Origin of the sequence: Candidatus Izemoplasma sp. (assembly GCA_036172455.1) — a bacterium.
Classification (GTDB): domain Bacteria; phylum Bacillota_I; class Bacilli_A; order Izemoplasmatales; family Izemoplasmataceae; genus JAIPGF01.
Map to the genome: position 1 here is coordinate 96,683 of JAXKVY010000001.1, position 17,105 is coordinate 113,787.

The window sequence follows — 17,105 nt, forward strand, 5'->3', positions numbered from 1 at the left end:
AAAGATATGTTACTGATGTATCTATGCGATCGTTATTTGTCGAAAAAGAGCGATTATCAGTTTGAACAACTGTATGAAAAATGGTTTATTCAACGAATCAGAACATTATGGTTAAGTGGCTTTATTACTTTGATATTAGGAACCGTTATCATTACTGAGATTTTAATGCTGGGAACAGATTCAATCTTTTTAACCTTGATTGTATATACAGGTGTATTATTGTTTTATGGTGGTGCATTTATTATGCGTGGATTACGGTTTTATGCCAAACAAAACCAACGTTATATGTTCATTAAAATGGGTGGCCATTATGAATCATTTTCAAAAGATAATGTGGTAAACTAAAAGGCGGAAAATTTTCCGCCTTTTTTATATAAAATAATAACGATAAGCCATGTTCTGTACCTCTTACGAGGTGACAACCATTTATCTACGTTTTCACGTCTCAATTGTTGGTTCATTTCCCACGCTTGAGTGCCCCTACCAAATTTGGGTTGCTAGCTTAAGGGGTTTACCCGTTCCACCTGACTTATCACTAAGCCAGCTCGTCTCTGTGGCACTTTTATAGAGCATAGAATCTCCGAAGAGACGCGTACTCAGCCGTCGCTTTCGCGCATAGAGTTATGCTTTCCTCTATCTCAATCACTACAAACATCGCAGTTTGTGCTAGCATGGACTTTCCTAACCTTTCGGCTCGGTTGTCTGTTATTATTTACAATTATTTTTTATCTTTTGAATCTTTTTTCTTGTTCGGATGACGCGGTTCTTTCTTTTCGAACTTAGGTTTTGGTAATGTTGCTTTGCGTGATAAATCAATTCTTCCACGATCGTCAATACCGATAACCTTAACCGTAATACGGTCTCCTACTTTACAGATATCTGTCGTTTCTTTCACATGCTTATGCGCAAGTTTAGAAATATGACATAATCCTTCAGTACCTTCCCAAAGTTCAACGAATGCACCGAATTTTTCTGTACGTGTTACTTTACCATTGTACACTTCGCCAACTTTAGCGACACGAACGATATCTTCGATGATAGACAATGCTTTCTCAATATCTTCATAGTTAGTATGCATGACAGTAACTGTACCATCTTGTTCAATATCGATTTTAACATCGTTGCATTGTTCAATAATTTTTGTAATTTGTTTTCCACCTGGGCCAATAACATCTCTGATTTTCTCAGGATCAATAACCATAATCTTAACTTTAGGTGCATGTTTACTGACTTTTTCACGTGGCTGATCAATTACGGCAGTCATATTATCAAGGATTTGTAAACGTGCTTGTTTTGCTTGTTCTAAAGCTTCTTGTAAGATTTCTTTACGTAATCCTTCAATTTTGATATCCATTTGTAAGGCAGTAATACCATCTTTTGTTCCAGCAACTTTAAAGTCCATATCACCATAATGGTCTTCCATACCTTGGATATCAGTTAAAATACTATAACTGTCTCCTTCTTGGATAAGTCCCATGGCAATTCCTGCGACAGGAGCTTTAATCGGTACACCTGCAGCCATTAAACTCATACTACCAGCACAAATTGTGGCTTGTGAACTACTACCATTTGATTCTAAGATTTCAGATACAACACGTACAGTGTAAGGGAAATCTTCTTTATTAGGCATGACCTGTTTCAATGCGCGTTCACCTAACATTCCATGACCGATTTCACGACGTCCAGGTCCACCGTAACGTCCGGTTTCACCAACACTATATGGAGGGAAATTGTAATGTAACATAAATGTTTTACGTTCAATTTCATCCATACCATCAATCATTTTATATTCTGATAATGAACCGAGTGTTGTTAACGCAAGTGCTTGTGTTTGCCCTCTTGTAAACATTGCACTACCATGTGTTCTCTCAAATAAGTCAATTTGTGACTCTAAATCACGAAGTTCATCTAATTGACGACCATCTGGACGTACCTTATCTTCACTAATTAAACGACGCATTTCCTGTTTAACAATGTTTCCACAAACTGTCTTTACATCACTTAAAATAGATTTCAATTCATCTTTATCTAAGTCACTATAGGTCTCTTCAAATGCTTCTACTGCTTTATTCGTTACGTCATCAATCGCATCTTGACGTGCAAGTTTTTCTTCGATTGACGTTGCTTTAACCAATGCATCTTTATACGTTTCAGTAACGTCTTTTTCAACGGTTTCATCAACTTTAATTAATGTGAACTCAGCTTTTTCTTTACCGACTTCTTCAATGATAGTTTCTTGGAATTCACATAACTTTTGAATCCATTCAAATCCATAAAGCATAGCTTCTAGCATATCTTCTTCATTCACTTCTTTGGCATCAGATTCAACCATGTTAATCGCATCTTTTGTTCCTGAGATACTTAAGTTAATATCTGATAATTCAAGTTGTTCTTGTGTTGGGTTAACAATAAGTTCTCCTTCAACACGACCAACATTGACACCCGCAATTGGTCCATCAAATGGAATTTGACTAATACCTAATGCTAACGAACTACCAAACATAGCTGTCATTTCTGGTGTATAGTCAATATTCGCACTCATGACTTGGTTAATGACTTGTGTTTCATATTTAAATCCATCTGGGAAAAGTGGTCTAATTGGACGATCAATCAAGCGAGCTGTTAATGTTTCATTATCACTTGGTCTTCCCTCACGTTTCATAAATCCACCAGGAATTTTCCCAGCTGCATACATTCCTTCACGATAAACTACCATTAGTGGGAAGAACGGCAAAGTTGATGGTTCTTTCCCTACGGCGGCAACACTCAAGACGGCTGTATCATTGTACCTTACAATTGCGGCACCAGCTGCCTGTTTTGCGACACCTCCGATTTCAACAACCAATTGACGGCCATCAAAATCCATTTCAAATTTTCTCACATTACTCATTTAACGTTTCCTCTTTTCTTCTTTCTTCTCTTCTTTTCTCTTATTATTTATCTCAATTTATAATAATAACACATTTTTTATAAAATTGATAGTATAATCCCTTAATTCATGTGAGAATGTGTGGCTTATTTCCGAAACATGCGATAACCGCCATAGATTGGCTTAATATCATGAATAGTAATCACTACATTTTTATTGATTTCACGAATAAATTTCACTGTTTTTTGGAGCTCTTTTCTGGAGATATACATCAGTAATATTTCACGTGCTGTTGTCATCCCTTTTGCTGGAACACTCGTAACACCGTGTCCTTTAGAACGGAGCGCACGCGTAATTTCTTTTGCATCACTGCGCTTACAAATGACTTCCACACTCGCGTTACCGGCACCTAAAAAGCCTTCTAGCCAGCTACCGACATAGTTACCAACCGCAAAACCAAGGGCATACACAACCACTTTAAATGGATCTTCAGTGATATCACTGATCACCGCAGAAATGATTAATAGCCATAAAATAACTTCAAAAAAGGCTAAAACCGCACCTTTAGTGCGTTCACCTTTGGTGATTAATACAATTCTTAAGGTTGAAATACTAACCTCAAATACTTTGATGATAAAAATTAAAAAATAGATGATAAGTGCGTCCATGAAGACCCCTCTTTTCCAGTGATATTATTAGTCAAACATACATAATATACTCCTATTCAATGACTTTGTCAATATCTTTTTTTTGATAGTGTTTTCACAGTTTTAGGCAATAAAAAAACCCCTTTGTTAAGGGGTTTAAAGAATTTCTCGTAAAACAACAAATGTAATGTACAACAGGTATGATCCGATGAACATATAGCCACTCGTTTTGCCAATCTTTTTATAGTAGAAAATGATGAAGGTAATGATACCGGTAACCCCAATTAAAATAAGAAAATCATAGATTGCATAGATTGAGATTGTCATCGCAGCAATATTTGACCCAATACCTAATATAAACAAAATATTGAAGATGTTAGAACCAATGACATTTCCTAAAGCAATATCATTTTCATTTTTACGGGCCGCAACCACACTTGTGACAAGTTCTGGTAAACTCGTACCTATCGCAACAACGGTTAAACCAACCATTGTCTCGCTTACACCGATTTGTAAGGCTGTGTTTTTTGCCCCATGTACAACAAATTCTCCACCAGCAATAATCATTATTAGTCCAACAAACAATAACAAGATACTTTGTTTGAGTGGCATAATATCAACACTGTCATCAATATCAATAACGACTTCTTCACCCTTTTGCGCGTTGCGATAATTCATATATAAGTAACCAACAAATAAGATGAGTAAAATCGCACCTTCAATGCGTATTAAAGCATTAGAACCATTAAAATCGAAGAATAATGCCATGAAAAATAATAATAAAGTGACGATAATCATAAATGGAATTTCTCGCCTGACGAGTCTATAATGAATAATAATTGGCGCATAGATTGCTGACATTCCAAGAACGACTAACGTATTAAAAATATTACTTCCAACAACGTTTCCTAATGAAATGTCACTTGAGTTATTAATTTGTGAAAAGATACTAACACTTGCTTCTGGGGCACTTGTCCCAAAGGAGACAATTGTTAGACCGATAATGAGTGTTGATACACCTAATATCTTTGCTAAACTACTCGCGCTATCAACAAAATAATCAGCACCCTTCACTAGAAAGAAAATCCCAAGTACTAAAAATCCTATAAATGATATGACCTCTGCCCAATTTGGCAAGGTCGTGAATAAATCAAATAACCAGTTAAACATAAATTTCCTCCAGTATCAATGTTTTGCAAGGCTTAGTATAACATATTTGGTTTAATTTTGTGAAGAATTGTGTAATTCTTTATAATAAATTGCTGACGTTCTAATAATACCTGTAATTGGAATCGCTAAAATAACCCCGGCAATACCGAAAAGGGCTCCAAAGAAAACAAAACTTGATAAAACAAGTAATGGATGGAGATTCACTTCTTTTCCCATAATATAGGGCTGTAAAATACTACCTTGGAAGGCTTGTAAGCCGGCGTTTGCCACTAGTAATCCTAAGAATGTATATTGTCCTAAAAAGAGCCTATCTGGAATCGTAAAGGAGTAAAGAATCGGAAGTAAGATACCAATAAATGCACCTATATATGGAATAATATCTAAAAAGCCAAGTAAAAAGCCAAAGAATAAGCTGCGTCTGAAACTAAAGCCAAACGATATGAACATGATTGTAAACAAAATACTCATAATCAAAATAGAAATAAATCGACCACTGAAGTATTTTTGAATAACTTCATTAGCTCGTTTACCGAGTTCTTCTGCATGATCTTGGTACTTGTTTGGCAATGTTTTTACAATCCCTTTGAAAATCGTTGATTTGTCCTGCAATAAGAAAAACAAAAAGACAGGAACCAACACAATTGTAGCTACAATTGTCACCAAGCTTTTGAAGACATTAATAATATTAAAGATGATTGGTGCGCTACTTTCTCTAATTTCTCTTATCGCATAATCATAAGCATCTTGAATGGTGGTATTTTCTAAAAAGACATTTTGTATCCAAACTTGGATGTTTTGAAAATCATTATTAAAAAAGGACACTGCTTGTTCATAAATAACATCACCAATAAAGTAGACAAATAATGCTAATAATGCTAAAAATAAAAGCAAGACAATAATCACGACTACCCAGCGTGGTTTAACGGGGGTATATTGTTCTATTAAATTAACTAATGGTGATAATAAATAAGAAATAAATAAAGCTATCCCAAATGGTAATACAATTGCTGTAATTGCCCCACGCAATAATTGAATTTGATCTGAAAATAATAAATTAAGGTAATATAATGAAATCACAGCAAGTGCTGTCATTCCTAAATAATGCAATATTTTTATCCGTCTATCTTGTTCCATAAGGCACCTCCATACTTTATAACAGTATACCATATGTAGCGCTTGTTTAAAATAAAAAAAGCGTAAATACGCTTTTTGTTTATCGACGAATACCTAATTTTTTAATCAGTGTACGATAACGTTCGATTTCGTTCTTTTTCAAGTATTTTAGCAAGTTACGACGATGTCCAACTTTTTTGAGTAGACCACGACGAGAATGGTAATCATGTTTGTGTTTTTTTAAGTGCGTATTTAATGCTTCAATTTCTTTTGTTAGTAACGCAACTTGAACTTCAACACTACCAGTATCGCCTTCTTTTAAACGATATTCTTCAACGATTTCTTTTTTTACTGTTTTTGAAATTGCCATATTAGTACCTCCTATATTTTTTCTTACCTAATTCCGTGTAATACGTTGGAGTATCGTAAAACATAGAAATAGGCGCACAATATATTATAGCATACCTTTTTTGAGATGCAAGGATTATTCCTTATTCTTTTTTAGATACGCTAATGTATTTTCTTTATCCTCATCAATACGCTTTATTAAGGCATCAACAGAATCAAACTTCTCTTCATCACGTAGACGATGTAAAAACTTAATCGTGATCTCTTGACCGTAAATATCTTGGTTAAAATTAAAAATATTTGACTCAACGCTTAGTTCTACACGACAGTTGAGTGTTGGATTGTGTCCCACACTACTCATCGAATCATACCATCTATCGCCAACTTTTGTTTTTGTCACATATACCCCTTGTTTAGGGATAAGATAATGATCAGTATCAACATTTGCGGTAGGATATCCAATCATTCGGCCTTTCTTTTGACCATGAATGACTTCTCCTTCAATCATGTAATAATCACCCAAAATAGGGGTAACCTGTTCAACATGCCCAGACTGAATTAAATCTCTAATATGGGTGCTACCAATTTTAAAGCCATGATAAGTAATCTTTTTAACAATGACAGTATCAAATTCAGTGTGTGCTTGTAAGGTCTTGATTGTACCACTACCTCGTGCACCGAATTTAAAATCAAAGCCACAGACCAATGTATCAATATTGAGTAAATAATGATCAATAAACTTACTTGGTGATAAATTCGCTTTTTCTTTTGTAAAGTTAATAACATAAACAGTATCGATATTATATTGTTTAAAAATTTCAAGTTTTCGTTTTAAAGGGGTAATATAATGGTAATCAAAATCATATAAAATACTTTTCGGATGCTCATCAAAGGTAATGATTGCGGTAGGCAATTGTTTTTGATTTCCTATCTCAATCGTTTTTTCAATTAATGCTTGATGGGCTAAATGAACACCATCAAAAAATCCTATAGCCGCAACTGTTTTTTCTTTAATTGCATGCCCATTTAATGTTTTAATTTCCATTGTATCAATCCTTTACAAAGACATTTGTTGGCTTCATAGCCATCCGCTTTGGATGCTTTGTGTAAATGGCCAGTAATTGATTACTTTCATCCACAACACGGGTTAATCCTAAATGTGGGAAATCGGTCACAGATAATAGTCTACCATATTTTATGTCTTCTTGCATCCTTTTATTTGCGATAACTTTCGGTAAATGACCTAACGCATCTGATAATGATATTAAAGTATAGTTACCGCCTTTAATATCTTCTAAGGTATAAGCGTTATCCAAACTAAAATGTCCAGCTTTCACTCGATTTAATTGATAGTTATACCCAGGATAGCCTAATTTCTTGGCCAGATCATAAGATAATGTTCTAACATAAAGCCCTTTGGATCCTAATACATTATACTCAAAATAAGCCTTATCATTTTCATATCGAATCTCACTTGTTCTTGCAATTTCTTTAATCGTAATATCCCGTGAGGGAATATCATCGATTATAATCCCTTTACGGGCATATTCATAGAGACGTTTCCCCTTATATTTAATTGCTGAATACATGGGTGGTGTTTGTGTATACTGACCTAAAAAAGATGCCAAGACATCATCGACACCAGTTAATCTAGATACTGACTTAGTATCAGTAACCTCCCCTGTATCATCTAGCGTTGTTGTTGCTTTACCAATACAGACCGTTGCTTCATAGCCTTTATCATCTTGGTTTAAGTAGCGCATAATTTTTGTGCCTTTACCAATCCCGACAACCAATAAGCCAGTCGCATCAGGGTCTAAGGTCCCACTATGACCAATTTTTCGAGTTTTCAAGATACCTCTTAATACCGCAACAACATCATGTGAAGAGTAATCTTTAGGCTTGTTTACAAGTAGAATACCATCCATTATATCACCAGTCTCATTATACTAAAAAGGCAAAAAAAAACCAAGTTATAAAACTTGGTATTTTATGCGTTTTTAACCCAATCAACTAATGCGTCTTTAGGTAAGAACCCAGCACGTGAAGCAACTTGTTTTCCATCTTTCATAACATGGATTGCTGGAATTCCGCGAACACCATGTTCAGCAGCTAATGATTGATTTTCATCAACATTGACTTTGACGATTGTGATGTCTTCGTTTTCTTCAGCAATCTGTTCTAATACTGGCGCTAACATGCGACAAGGCGCACACCAATCTGCGTAGAAATCTACGAGACATGTTCCTTCTTTAGTTTTTTCTTTAAAATCATCTGCATTTGCATAAATTATTGCCATAATTAATTCCTCCTTCTAAAATACATGATTATTATACTTAATAAATTCTTTGTTTTCAATCAATTTGCCTATATAAATACTTTTTTTAATTTTTTAACTCAATGATGGTTGCGCCATTCCCACCTTCATTGGCTTTCCCATCACGATGACTGTTGATTTGAGGGTGTTTATCGACATAATCTTTTACAAGTTTTCGTAAGGTCAATGTTCCAAAACCATGGATGATTGTCGCAAATGGAATATTTGCTAAAACACAATCATCTACATATTTATCAAGTTTGGCTTTTGCTTCTTCATATCGAAGACCTCTTAAATCCAGCGTGGTTGGCGTGTACTTATGAACCTTTGATTTCACTTTTACAGGTTTTTTAGGTTTATCTTTATGTTCGATAAATTCAAACTCTTTTTCATCTAAGTTCATCGTTAATGAGCCCATTTTGACAGACCATTTTCTATTTTTTTGTTGTTCTAAGAGTTCGCCTGTTCGGTTAAACTTTAACACGGTGACTAAATCTCCTGTTTGGTAAGTATGTTCAAGTGTTTCTGAATCCCTTACGTCATTATGCAACAATTCTTTGGTTTTATATTTTAATTCAGCTAGTTCATGAGGCTTAATTTCGCTTTCTTTTTGTAAGGCTTCTATTTCTTTAATCAGCTTACTTGCTTCGCGTTTTGCCTGTGTCAAGACCTTATGTTTTTCTAGACTAGCCTTCTGTTTTAATTGATCTTTTTCTTCCCGTAAATCACGTTTTAATCGTTTGTTGTCTTCGATTAATTCTTTGTTTCGGGCAATCAATTGATCATATTCTTGAATTTTTTCATCTAGAACATTCCCTTGTTTCTCTAATTTATTGATCAATTCTGATACATCGGTATTTGTTGTAATAACGTGCTCTTTGGCTCTGTCAATCACTTTTTTGGGTAACCCGAGCCGTTCACTAATTAATAACGCATTTGATTTACCGGGGGTACCTAGTAATAAACGATATGTAGGGGATAATGTGTTCACATCGAATTCGACACTGGCATTTATAATATGCTCTTTATCATAGGCGTAGGCTTTTAACTCGGGATAATGTGTTGTGGCAATCGTGTACACATTAAATTGATTAATATGATCTAAAATAGCCATCGCAAGACTAGATCCTTCTTTCGGGTCAGTCCCACTACCTAACTCATCTAGTAAAATAAGTGATCCTGGGGTACATTGTTTAATAATTCGGATAATCCGAGTCATATGTGATGAAAATGTAGATAAGGATTGTTCAATACTTTGTTCATCACCAATATCGGCGAAAATATGGGTAAAAATGATTGTTTTACTTTCCGGTTCAACAGGAATAAGCAACCCTGATTGAACCATTATAGAGAGTAATCCCATCGTTTTTAAAGCAACAGTTTTCCCACCTGTATTTGGTCCTGTAATAATAATGGTATCTTGTCCAGGATTAAATGCAATGGTATTCGCAACAACCTCTTTTTGATCAATTAATGGGTGTCGGGCTTTTTGTAAGTCAATGGTCTTTTTCGTAATATCTGGTTTCACACACAGTAACTCAATACTATATTTACCTACCGCGAATAGGTAATCTAGGGTTGTTAAAACATCAAAGTTTGTTTTAAGCACACCATGATATCCGGCAATAAAAGCGGTTAAATCTCGTAACAATTTTTCAATTTCATTTTGTTCTTCAATTTTAAGTAAAGAAATTTGGTTATTGATTTCTGCGACGCTTGCGGGTTCAATATAGACTGTTTCACCACTGCTAGACATGTCAACAACTGTTCCTTTGACACTGTTTTTGTCGCTTGCTTTTACAGGTACAACAAACCGGTTAGACCGCATAGTAATTAAAGATTCAGTTAATTTTTTCTTGTTGCGATTTAAAAATTGATTTAATTTTTCATTCACTTTACGTTCTTTACTAGCGATATTTCGTCTGATACGCGACAGTTCAGATGAGGCATCATCACGTATTTTACCATCAATCGTAATAACCTGCATGATCTCGTCTTTAATTGTTTTGACATGATTTAAGTCATCGAGATACGGTAATAAGGCATCAAAAGGTAATTCATTTTCTTCGACTTGCTTAAAAAAGCGTATCATATTTTTCGACGCATCCACAAGTCCCATAATATCAAGAAAGTCTTTTGGAGTAAGGGTCGCATATATCTTCGCTTGTTTGAGGATATCTGTGACATCTCTAACACCACCAAAAGGAGCTTCTTTGTATCCTTCTGTGATGTATTTTGCTTGTGATACTTCGTTTAATTTACGTGTGATTTCTAAATTATTATTGCTAGGCGCTAATTGACGAACTTTGTCTTTTCCAATCGTCGTGTGTGCATAGGCAGTAATGTGTTCTTTTACTTTATTAAATTCTAGTAATTGTGTTTCTGCATACATTTTCATCACTCCTAGATATTATTTTATCAAAGATTGTGGTAAAATAATAGATGCGAGGTGGTTTTTTTGAATTTTGTCTTAAAAAATATGAGTAAAACAGATATAGCGCGAATAAAACAGTTCTATCAAGACTATGAAGTTGAGAATAATAGTCCGCATATTGTGTTTTTTGCGAAAACAGAATATGTTGCTGTATCCATATATACAACTGGTAAGGTTATGTTTCAAGGCGAAGATGCCGAAGATGAGTATAATATGTGGTTGACTATACTTAATTACCCTGCGGCCGAGTCAGCGTCAAAAAAACCAGATTTCAAAGATTACTTCTACCCGTCTATTGGTAGTGATGAAGTAGGAACGGGTGACTTTTTTGGACCAATTACTGTGTGTGCTTTTCATTTGAATCAAAGTGATATAGAAGTATATAAACAATTAAATATTCGTGACTCTAAAAATGTGTCTGATGAGCAAATCCTCATTATTGGTGAAGCAATTAAAGATATGGGCACATTTAGTTTGTTAACCCTCCATAATGATAAGTATAATCAACTCGTTAAAAAGGGATTCAATATGAATAAAATTAAAGCGTATTTACATAATAAAGCAATTTTAAATTTGCTTCAAAAAATCCACGGAAGTCCAGAAGTGATTATCGATCAATTCACACCTGAGAAAAAATATTTTCAGTATTTAAATACTGAACAACGTGTATATCGCAATATCACCTTTTTAACCAAGGCAGAAAGTCGTTATGCCAGTGTGGCTTTAGCCAGTATTTTGGCTAGATATGCTTTTTTAAAGCACTTTGATCACTTATCTGATCAAGTTGGCGTAACCTTGCCAAAAGGGGCAGGCGCAAAAGTTGACGATATCGCGGCCTCGTTGATTAAAAAACATGGTGAAGCATACTTGGAGAATATTGCCAAAACACACTTTACAACATTTGATAAAGCAAAAAAATTAGCGAAATAGTATGTTTATGTTGTCATGATAGAATAACTTCGTTATAATAAGTATGAAAAGGAGATGACATTATGGATAAAAAATTAGTAGAAGCAATCAACGAACAATTGAATTTTGAAATTGAATCGGCACATATCTATCTTGCAATGGCTGGATATGTCGCAACATTAGGATTAGACGGATTTGAAAATTGGTTTATGATTCAATACGAAGAAGAATTAGCGCATGCAAAGAAATTCATTAACTATCTTAATGATCGCGGTGAACGTGTAAACATTACAGGATTTGATACACCACAAAATGATTATGATAGTTTATTAGATGCTTTTGAAACTTCACTTGCACACGAGAAAAAAGTAACTGCACGGATTAATAATTTAATGAAAATTGCTAATGAGGTTAGTGACTATGCGGCAATCAGCTTTTTAAACTGGTATTTGGATGAACAAGTTGAAGAGGAAGATACTTTCTCTTCATTAATCGACAAAATCAAACTTGTAAAAGATGCCGGTCTTTATGTTTTAGACCAAGAAATGGCACAACGTACTTTCGTTGATCCTACTCAAGAAGCATAAGACAAAACATCAAAAAAAATACGGTACTGATGTACCGTGTTTTTTATAATACGCCATAACTTGCTAAACCAATGCCACCCATGATAAACAATATAAGCATAACATGTGTGATAATGAGAAATCCATCTAATATAATCCGTGTTGTCTTATTATTTTTTGAAGAATAGAGTGAGGCATAGGCATAGGTCATTATCAGTAGAATGGGGACCGCAATAGAGAGCGCACTCGTCCCGCCTCTGTATCCTGAAAATGTCATATACGTATATATAATGAAATATAAACAGGTACTTATGGCAAATATATAGCCCATTCTTTGTTGTGTAATATCCATAGTGTAAAAAATCATTTTTAGTATGCCAAACAGTATAATCACAATAAATACTGGACCAAAATTGAATGTTTCCCATGCAATAAATTGCTCAATGTAAAAGGCGGTACTAAGGATTATAATCAGTAATATCGATAATATAATTTGTTTAGTCTTCACCACATCACCCTTTCTTTTACATTGTATCACGAAAGCGTCATGTGGTCGATATCTTTTTTAGTGGGGGACTATAAAAAATATAGAAACCAAGCTTAATTTAATCAAAACGGTACACGTGTATAATCGTGTACCGTTGTTTTATTGAAATCTAATATCAGTGATTTGCTGGGCAGATAATCGTGTCCCATTAATGGTTAGTTGTCTATGCATCTGATCGACTTTTGTGACTAAGCCACTGATTGTATGATACGTATACTGTTCAAAGTAGGTTACTTTAATAGGTAAAGACATTGCGATTGCTTCTTCTAAAATATAGTTCATCTCATTTTCCGCATCGCTTAATAAGGTTGGCTTCTCTTGTCTATTTCGTTTCGCAAAGAGTTCTTGTAAGTAGTCACCTTGTTCTGTTAAGGCACCAAAAGGCAACCATTTCATCATCTTACGATCGCGATAAACATAATGTTCTAAGGTGTTAGGCATTATGACCACCAACCATTTCGTTACGTGCTTGTATGGTAGAGGCATCGGTTAAACTAGAACCTCTTATAATCGTATTTTTGCCATGTTTAAATTGAATATTGTCAATTGTTTTATGGATTTTGTGTTCTTTAATTTTTTGTGAAACATCACTAAATAAGTTGAGTTGAATAAAATATTCTTTCACAAGGTTTGAGGCTCTAATCGATACCCGTCTAATGGGTGATTCATCATAATGTTCATCCAGTAAATCAAGGCATATTCGATAAATTTCACTTTCATTCCATGTGGGAAATGGTAGCGTACGTTGATGAGAAAACCCACCACCAACTACCTTTGAATAGCCAATACCAAAGTGAATTGTGTAAGCCTTCTTCTCTCCTTCTCGTAACCGTTTAGCAACTAAATCAGTCATCTCTAAAATAATTTGTTTAACGTCATCATAAAAGTAATCATGAAAGAGTGTTTGACCGTGGCCAACACTTTTTGAGACAGGTTCATACGCTATTTTTTCACTGATGATGGATTGATCAATACCGTGTGCATGATGATATAACTCTTCGCCTAAAATACCGTAGTATTTACGAAGGCGCTTCAGTGGATAACGGGCAATATCACCAACCGTATATAAACCGAGCTGATTCAAATTTTGTTCCATCCGTGAACCAATGCCCCACATTTCTGATAATGGTGTAATATTCCATAGTTTATGTTCTACATCATCATAACTCCATTTAGCGATGAAGGTCGGTGAATGTTTGCTCTCAATATCAAGGGCAATCTTACTTAGTAACATATTCGGACCAATCCCACATGTTGCGGGTATTTTAGTAGTTTCTAAGATATCATCAAGAATAATCTTTGCCATTTCTTCATCGCTTTTTTCATAGTAATTCAAGTAAGTGGTCAAATCTAAAAAGACTTCATCAATACTATAAATATGCATGTCTTCATAGGAGACATATTTTAGATAGATATCAATAATCTTAGTCGACATTTCTAAGTATTTCTTCATCCGTGGTTTGGCATAGATAATCTCTCCATCTTTTGGAAGATTATGAATGCGACAGCGGTTCTTAACCCCACGTTTTTTCAAGTACGGTGTCACAGCTAGAACAACACTGCCGCCACCCCGTGATTTATCTGCTACAACGAGTGGGGTGGTAAATGGGTTTAGCCCTCTAATAGCGCATTCTACTGATGCATAAAAGCTTTTCAGGTCAATACATAATATATTTCTATGTATCCGATAATTATCCATTTTACCACCTCCAAGTGTTTTGTGTATTCTATTATACGCGCTATTTTGAAGAATGCAAGAGAGGTAAAATGATAAAAATACGGGTTTTAGTTTTTATTTAGGGCTAAGGTCTTTTATTGAAAAAAACTATAAAAAAAGCAACTTTTTTATTGTTGCTTTTCAGTATATATTTGAATATATTTCATCTTGCTTCCGCGGTCACAATTAATCCCTGTATTAAAAGATAAATTGGTAAAAACTGTCGACAGGTCAACGGTGCCTTTTCCTTCAATATACGGTAATACAGTATCTAATATATTAAGCACAAATTCTTTTGCCTGGTCATATAAATCAAAGACAGAGGCAGTTGATTTTTGATTAGTGATGGGGTGATGCCAAGGATGATGATCTATATTAAGATAATCAAACGGGATTGGCTTCGCATGTAAAGAGAGGTCTTGTAAGAATAAATCCGTTTTATGATTAAAGCGATCTAAGCCTTTATACAATAATCGCTTCATGCCAAAACGGTCACGAACCATCCATTTTAACGTACGTTTCATTGCTTTTGAAGCTACGGTGTAAGATAAGCCTGGATTACTGTCAAAGGTTTTATGAATGATATGCGATATGGCATAATCGATTGTCTCTTCTGTATTGTACTTAGGTAATAAACTATTCACATTGAACTGATGCGCTTTTATATCATAATCATGTTCAATTAACTTGATATCGACAGCGCGCTCAAAGCGTAAGTGTAAGCCGCGCCACGGATGCGTGGTTGGTTGATTGACATCATAGACACCCACATGGTGATAGATGTAAGGATGCACAGTCACATCGAGAGCATAGTGACATAAATACCCAATATAAAAACTGATAAGTTTTTGATTGGGATGCGTTTTAACATACGTGGTTAAAAGCGATAGGCTTTTTGCTGTGTCGGTATCGTGTAGTCGATCCGCATAGTATCGATAATCGTGTGTTTTACCGCCTAAAACTTTATAATAAAACGGATCTGGTCCTTGCGCACCAAGCAATAAGGATGGTGTATCAAGCGATACAGGTAATATTTCTTCAATCTCTTTGGCAAATTTAGCATGCATATAAAAATCTGGCATGTGGATTCCTCTATTCTAGTTCATTTAAGGTTGTTTGAAAAAAGTCTGGTAATGGGCTTTCAAAAAACAAGGTTTCTTCTGTCCGGGGATGTTTAAAGCCAAGGGATTTTGCATGAAGATATTGTCCATGCGATGTGTCTGTTTTACGTCTACCATATTTTGGGTCACCTACTAAGGGATGACCGATATAAGCTAAATGGACGCGAATTTGATGGGTTCTACCGGTTTCTAATTGGCATTCGATTAGGGTATGGTTTTCATATCGTTTTATAACGGTAAAATGGGTAATTGCTGGCTTTCCATTTTCGACCACAGCCATATGTTGGCGCCGTGTTTTATGGCGGCCAATGGGAGCATTGATTTTACCTTTGTTGTGATCAATAACGCCTTCTACAAGGGCAACGTATGTGCGTTCAACCGTTTTTTCTTGGAGTTGCTTTGATAGGTGTTCAACGGCTAAATCATTTTTGGCAACCATCAATAATCCGCTGGTTTCTTTATCAATCCGATGGACGATTCCAGGGCGAATCTCCCCCTTAATCGCAGTTAAATCATCTAAATGATATAATAACGCATTTACCATTGTATGACTTGGATTTCCTGCGCCGGGATGGACAACCATCCCCACCGGTTTATTCACCACAGCAACATCATCATCTTCATAGATGATATCTAAAGGAATATCTTCTGGTTTTAAAGAAATTTCTTTAGGTGCTGGCGGATTAATCGTAATGGTGTCTTCAACCTTGATTTTATAATTGGCTTTACTAGATGCCCCATTCACTAAAATGTGATCATCTTTAATATATTGTTGAATAACATTACGCGATAATGTGAGTTGATCGGCTAAAAAACGATCGAGTCGCTCATGTTCATTTTGTTGTGTTACGATGATGGTTTCCATAAAATACCTCCTCGATGATGACATCTAAGGTAAACATAATCATTCCGATAACTAAACAAATATCGGCAATATTAAAGATGGGAAATGTTGTATAACTGAAAATGTCAATATCAATAAAATCAACGACTTGTTTATAGGCTAGACGGTCAATGAAATTACCGATCCCACCGGCAACCATAAGAAAAATACCATACGAATAAAATTTCTTTGTTGTTACATCTGACTCTTTTAACAAAAGATAAAAGAGTACACCAGCGATCAAAGTAATGAGATAGAAAAAGAGCATGTTTCCACTGAAGATTCCCCATGCAGCACCGTCATTACGGTGCGATGTGATTGTGAAAAATTGTGGGATTACAGGTATTTCTTCACCAAGATATAACTGTGTCTTGATGAGTAATTTTGTGATCTGATCGAGGGCAACTAATATACTAATTACCAGGAGACCAATTCGGGTTGTTTTTGTCATGATGTCACCTCTT

Annotated in this window: 18 protein-coding genes and 1 other RNA gene; 3 read left to right on the top strand and 16 right to left on the bottom strand. The window is 35.1% G+C overall.

The window, feature by feature from the left end; all coding sequences use genetic code 11:
• The first annotated feature begins 6 nt into the window (after positions 1–6).
• Positions 7–345, top strand: coding sequence for a hypothetical protein (locus tag UMR38_00445; GenBank protein MEC9484326.1), 339 nt, complete (start codon positions 7–9; stop codon positions 343–345).
• A 38-nt stretch (positions 346–383) separates the two neighbouring features.
• Here UMR38_00445 and rnpB read toward each other — a convergent pair.
• From rnpB to UMR38_00495, 10 genes are all read right to left on the bottom strand, one after another.
• Positions 384–710, bottom strand: an RNA gene (rnpB, locus tag UMR38_00450) — RNase P RNA component class B.
• A gap of 8 nt (positions 711–718) precedes the next feature.
• The gene (pnp, locus tag UMR38_00455) at positions 719–2,890 is read right to left on the bottom strand and encodes a polyribonucleotide nucleotidyltransferase (protein MEC9484327.1); all 2,172 of its coding nucleotides are present in this window, start codon (positions 2,888–2,890) and stop codon (positions 719–721) included.
• 125 nt (positions 2,891–3,015) lie between these two features.
• Entirely contained in the window at positions 3,016–3,537 is a 522-nt protein-coding gene (locus tag UMR38_00460; GenBank protein MEC9484328.1) for a DUF5698 domain-containing protein, read from the bottom strand.
• A 135-nt stretch (positions 3,538–3,672) separates the two neighbouring features.
• Positions 3,673–4,686 (bottom strand): calcium/sodium antiporter, encoded by a 1,014-nt coding sequence (locus UMR38_00465; protein MEC9484329.1) that lies wholly within the window; start codon positions 4,684–4,686, stop codon positions 3,673–3,675.
• A 51-nt stretch (positions 4,687–4,737) separates the two neighbouring features.
• The gene (locus UMR38_00470) at positions 4,738–5,820 is read right to left on the bottom strand and encodes an AI-2E family transporter (protein ID MEC9484330.1); all 1,083 of its coding nucleotides are present in this window, start codon (positions 5,818–5,820) and stop codon (positions 4,738–4,740) included.
• A 79-nt stretch (positions 5,821–5,899) separates the two neighbouring features.
• Positions 5,900–6,169 carry a 30S ribosomal protein S15 gene (gene rpsO / locus UMR38_00475; GenBank protein ID MEC9484331.1) on the bottom strand — a complete coding sequence of 90 codons (270 nt, stop codon included), beginning with the start codon at positions 6,167–6,169 and terminating at the stop codon, positions 5,900–5,902.
• A 114-nt stretch (positions 6,170–6,283) separates the two neighbouring features.
• On the bottom strand, positions 6,284–7,192 hold the full coding sequence (locus UMR38_00480; GenBank protein ID MEC9484332.1) for a bifunctional riboflavin kinase/FAD synthetase: 909 nt from the start codon (positions 7,190–7,192) through the stop codon (positions 6,284–6,286).
• A gap of 4 nt (positions 7,193–7,196) precedes the next feature.
• Positions 7,197–8,075, bottom strand: coding sequence for a tRNA pseudouridine(55) synthase TruB (truB, locus tag UMR38_00485; GenBank protein MEC9484333.1), 879 nt, complete (start codon positions 8,073–8,075; stop codon positions 7,197–7,199).
• Positions 8,076–8,137: 62 nt separating this feature from the next.
• Entirely contained in the window at positions 8,138–8,446 is a 309-nt protein-coding gene (gene trxA / locus UMR38_00490; GenBank protein MEC9484334.1) for a thioredoxin, read from the bottom strand.
• 85 nt (positions 8,447–8,531) lie between these two features.
• Positions 8,532–10,856, bottom strand: a complete 2,325-nt coding sequence (locus UMR38_00495) for an endonuclease MutS2 (GenBank protein ID MEC9484335.1) — start codon at positions 10,854–10,856, stop codon at positions 8,532–8,534.
• Between the two features lie 66 nt (positions 10,857–10,922).
• Between UMR38_00495 and rnhC the strand changes: the two genes are divergently transcribed.
• Entirely contained in the window at positions 10,923–11,828 is a 906-nt protein-coding gene (rnhC, locus tag UMR38_00500) for a ribonuclease HIII (GenBank protein ID MEC9484336.1), read from the top strand.
• Positions 11,829–11,890: 62 nt separating this feature from the next.
• Positions 11,891–12,394, top strand: coding sequence for a ferritin (locus UMR38_00505; GenBank protein ID MEC9484337.1), 504 nt, complete (start codon positions 11,891–11,893; stop codon positions 12,392–12,394).
• Between the two features lie 43 nt (positions 12,395–12,437).
• Here the strand turns inward: UMR38_00505 and UMR38_00510 are convergent, their stop codons facing one another.
• The 6 genes from UMR38_00510 to lspA form a co-directional block, all read right to left on the bottom strand.
• The gene (locus tag UMR38_00510; GenBank protein MEC9484338.1) at positions 12,438–12,881 is read right to left on the bottom strand and encodes a hypothetical protein; all 444 of its coding nucleotides are present in this window, start codon (positions 12,879–12,881) and stop codon (positions 12,438–12,440) included.
• Between the two features lie 138 nt (positions 12,882–13,019).
• Positions 13,020–13,361, bottom strand: coding sequence for a YolD-like family protein (locus UMR38_00515; GenBank protein MEC9484339.1), 342 nt, complete (start codon positions 13,359–13,361; stop codon positions 13,020–13,022).
• Entirely contained in the window at positions 13,354–14,619 is a 1,266-nt protein-coding gene (locus UMR38_00520; protein MEC9484340.1) for a Y-family DNA polymerase, read from the bottom strand. The genes UMR38_00515 and UMR38_00520 overlap by 8 nt, the downstream gene beginning before the upstream one ends.
• Before the next feature lie 146 nt (positions 14,620–14,765).
• Positions 14,766–15,719: a zinc dependent phospholipase C family protein gene (locus UMR38_00525; GenBank protein MEC9484341.1), complete on the bottom strand. Its 954-nt coding sequence runs from the start codon at positions 15,717–15,719 to the stop codon at positions 14,766–14,768.
• Between the two features lie 10 nt (positions 15,720–15,729).
• Positions 15,730–16,623, bottom strand: a complete 894-nt coding sequence (locus UMR38_00530) for an RluA family pseudouridine synthase (protein ID MEC9484342.1) — start codon at positions 16,621–16,623, stop codon at positions 15,730–15,732.
• The gene (gene lspA, locus UMR38_00535; GenBank protein ID MEC9484343.1) at positions 16,592–17,092 is read right to left on the bottom strand and encodes a signal peptidase II; all 501 of its coding nucleotides are present in this window, start codon (positions 17,090–17,092) and stop codon (positions 16,592–16,594) included. Before lspA ends, UMR38_00530 begins: the two co-directional genes overlap by 32 nt.
• Positions 17,093–17,105: the final 13 nt, after the last annotated feature.

Excerpts from the sequence above, each read along its gene's own strand:
- lspA (MEC9484343.1), bottom strand. The coding sequence starts at position 17,092 with ATGACAAAAACAACCCGAATTGGTCTCCTGGTAATTAGTATATTAGTT.
- UMR38_00465 (MEC9484329.1), bottom strand. The coding sequence starts at position 4,686 with ATGTTTAACTGGTTATTTGATTTATTCACGACCTTGCCAAATTGGGCA.
- UMR38_00445 (MEC9484326.1), top strand. The coding sequence starts at position 7 with ATGTTACTGATGTATCTATGCGATCGTTATTTGTCGAAAAAGAGCGAT.
- UMR38_00495 (MEC9484335.1), bottom strand. The coding sequence starts at position 10,856 with ATGTATGCAGAAACACAATTACTAGAATTTAATAAAGTAAAAGAACAC.
- UMR38_00460 (MEC9484328.1), bottom strand. The coding sequence starts at position 3,537 with ATGGACGCACTTATCATCTATTTTTTAATTTTTATCATCAAAGTATTT.
- trxA (MEC9484334.1), bottom strand. The coding sequence starts at position 8,446 with ATGGCAATAATTTATGCAAATGCAGATGATTTTAAAGAAAAAACTAAA.
- UMR38_00515 (MEC9484339.1), bottom strand. The coding sequence starts at position 13,361 with ATGCCTAACACCTTAGAACATTATGTTTATCGCGATCGTAAGATGATG.
- UMR38_00530 (MEC9484342.1), bottom strand. The coding sequence starts at position 16,623 with ATGGAAACCATCATCGTAACACAACAAAATGAACATGAGCGACTCGAT.
- UMR38_00480 (MEC9484332.1), bottom strand. The coding sequence starts at position 7,192 with ATGGAAATTAAAACATTAAATGGGCATGCAATTAAAGAAAAAACAGTT.
- UMR38_00520 (MEC9484340.1), bottom strand. The coding sequence starts at position 14,619 with ATGGATAATTATCGGATACATAGAAATATATTATGTATTGACCTGAAA.
- pnp (MEC9484327.1), bottom strand. The coding sequence starts at position 2,890 with ATGAGTAATGTGAGAAAATTTGAAATGGATTTTGATGGCCGTCAATTG.
- UMR38_00505 (MEC9484337.1), top strand. The coding sequence starts at position 11,891 with ATGGATAAAAAATTAGTAGAAGCAATCAACGAACAATTGAATTTTGAA.
- UMR38_00525 (MEC9484341.1), bottom strand. The coding sequence starts at position 15,719 with ATGCCAGATTTTTATATGCATGCTAAATTTGCCAAAGAGATTGAAGAA.
- rpsO (MEC9484331.1), bottom strand. The coding sequence starts at position 6,169 with ATGGCAATTTCAAAAACAGTAAAAAAAGAAATCGTTGAAGAATATCGT.
- UMR38_00470 (MEC9484330.1), bottom strand. The coding sequence starts at position 5,820 with ATGGAACAAGATAGACGGATAAAAATATTGCATTATTTAGGAATGACA.
- truB (MEC9484333.1), bottom strand. The coding sequence starts at position 8,075 with ATGGATGGTATTCTACTTGTAAACAAGCCTAAAGATTACTCTTCACAT.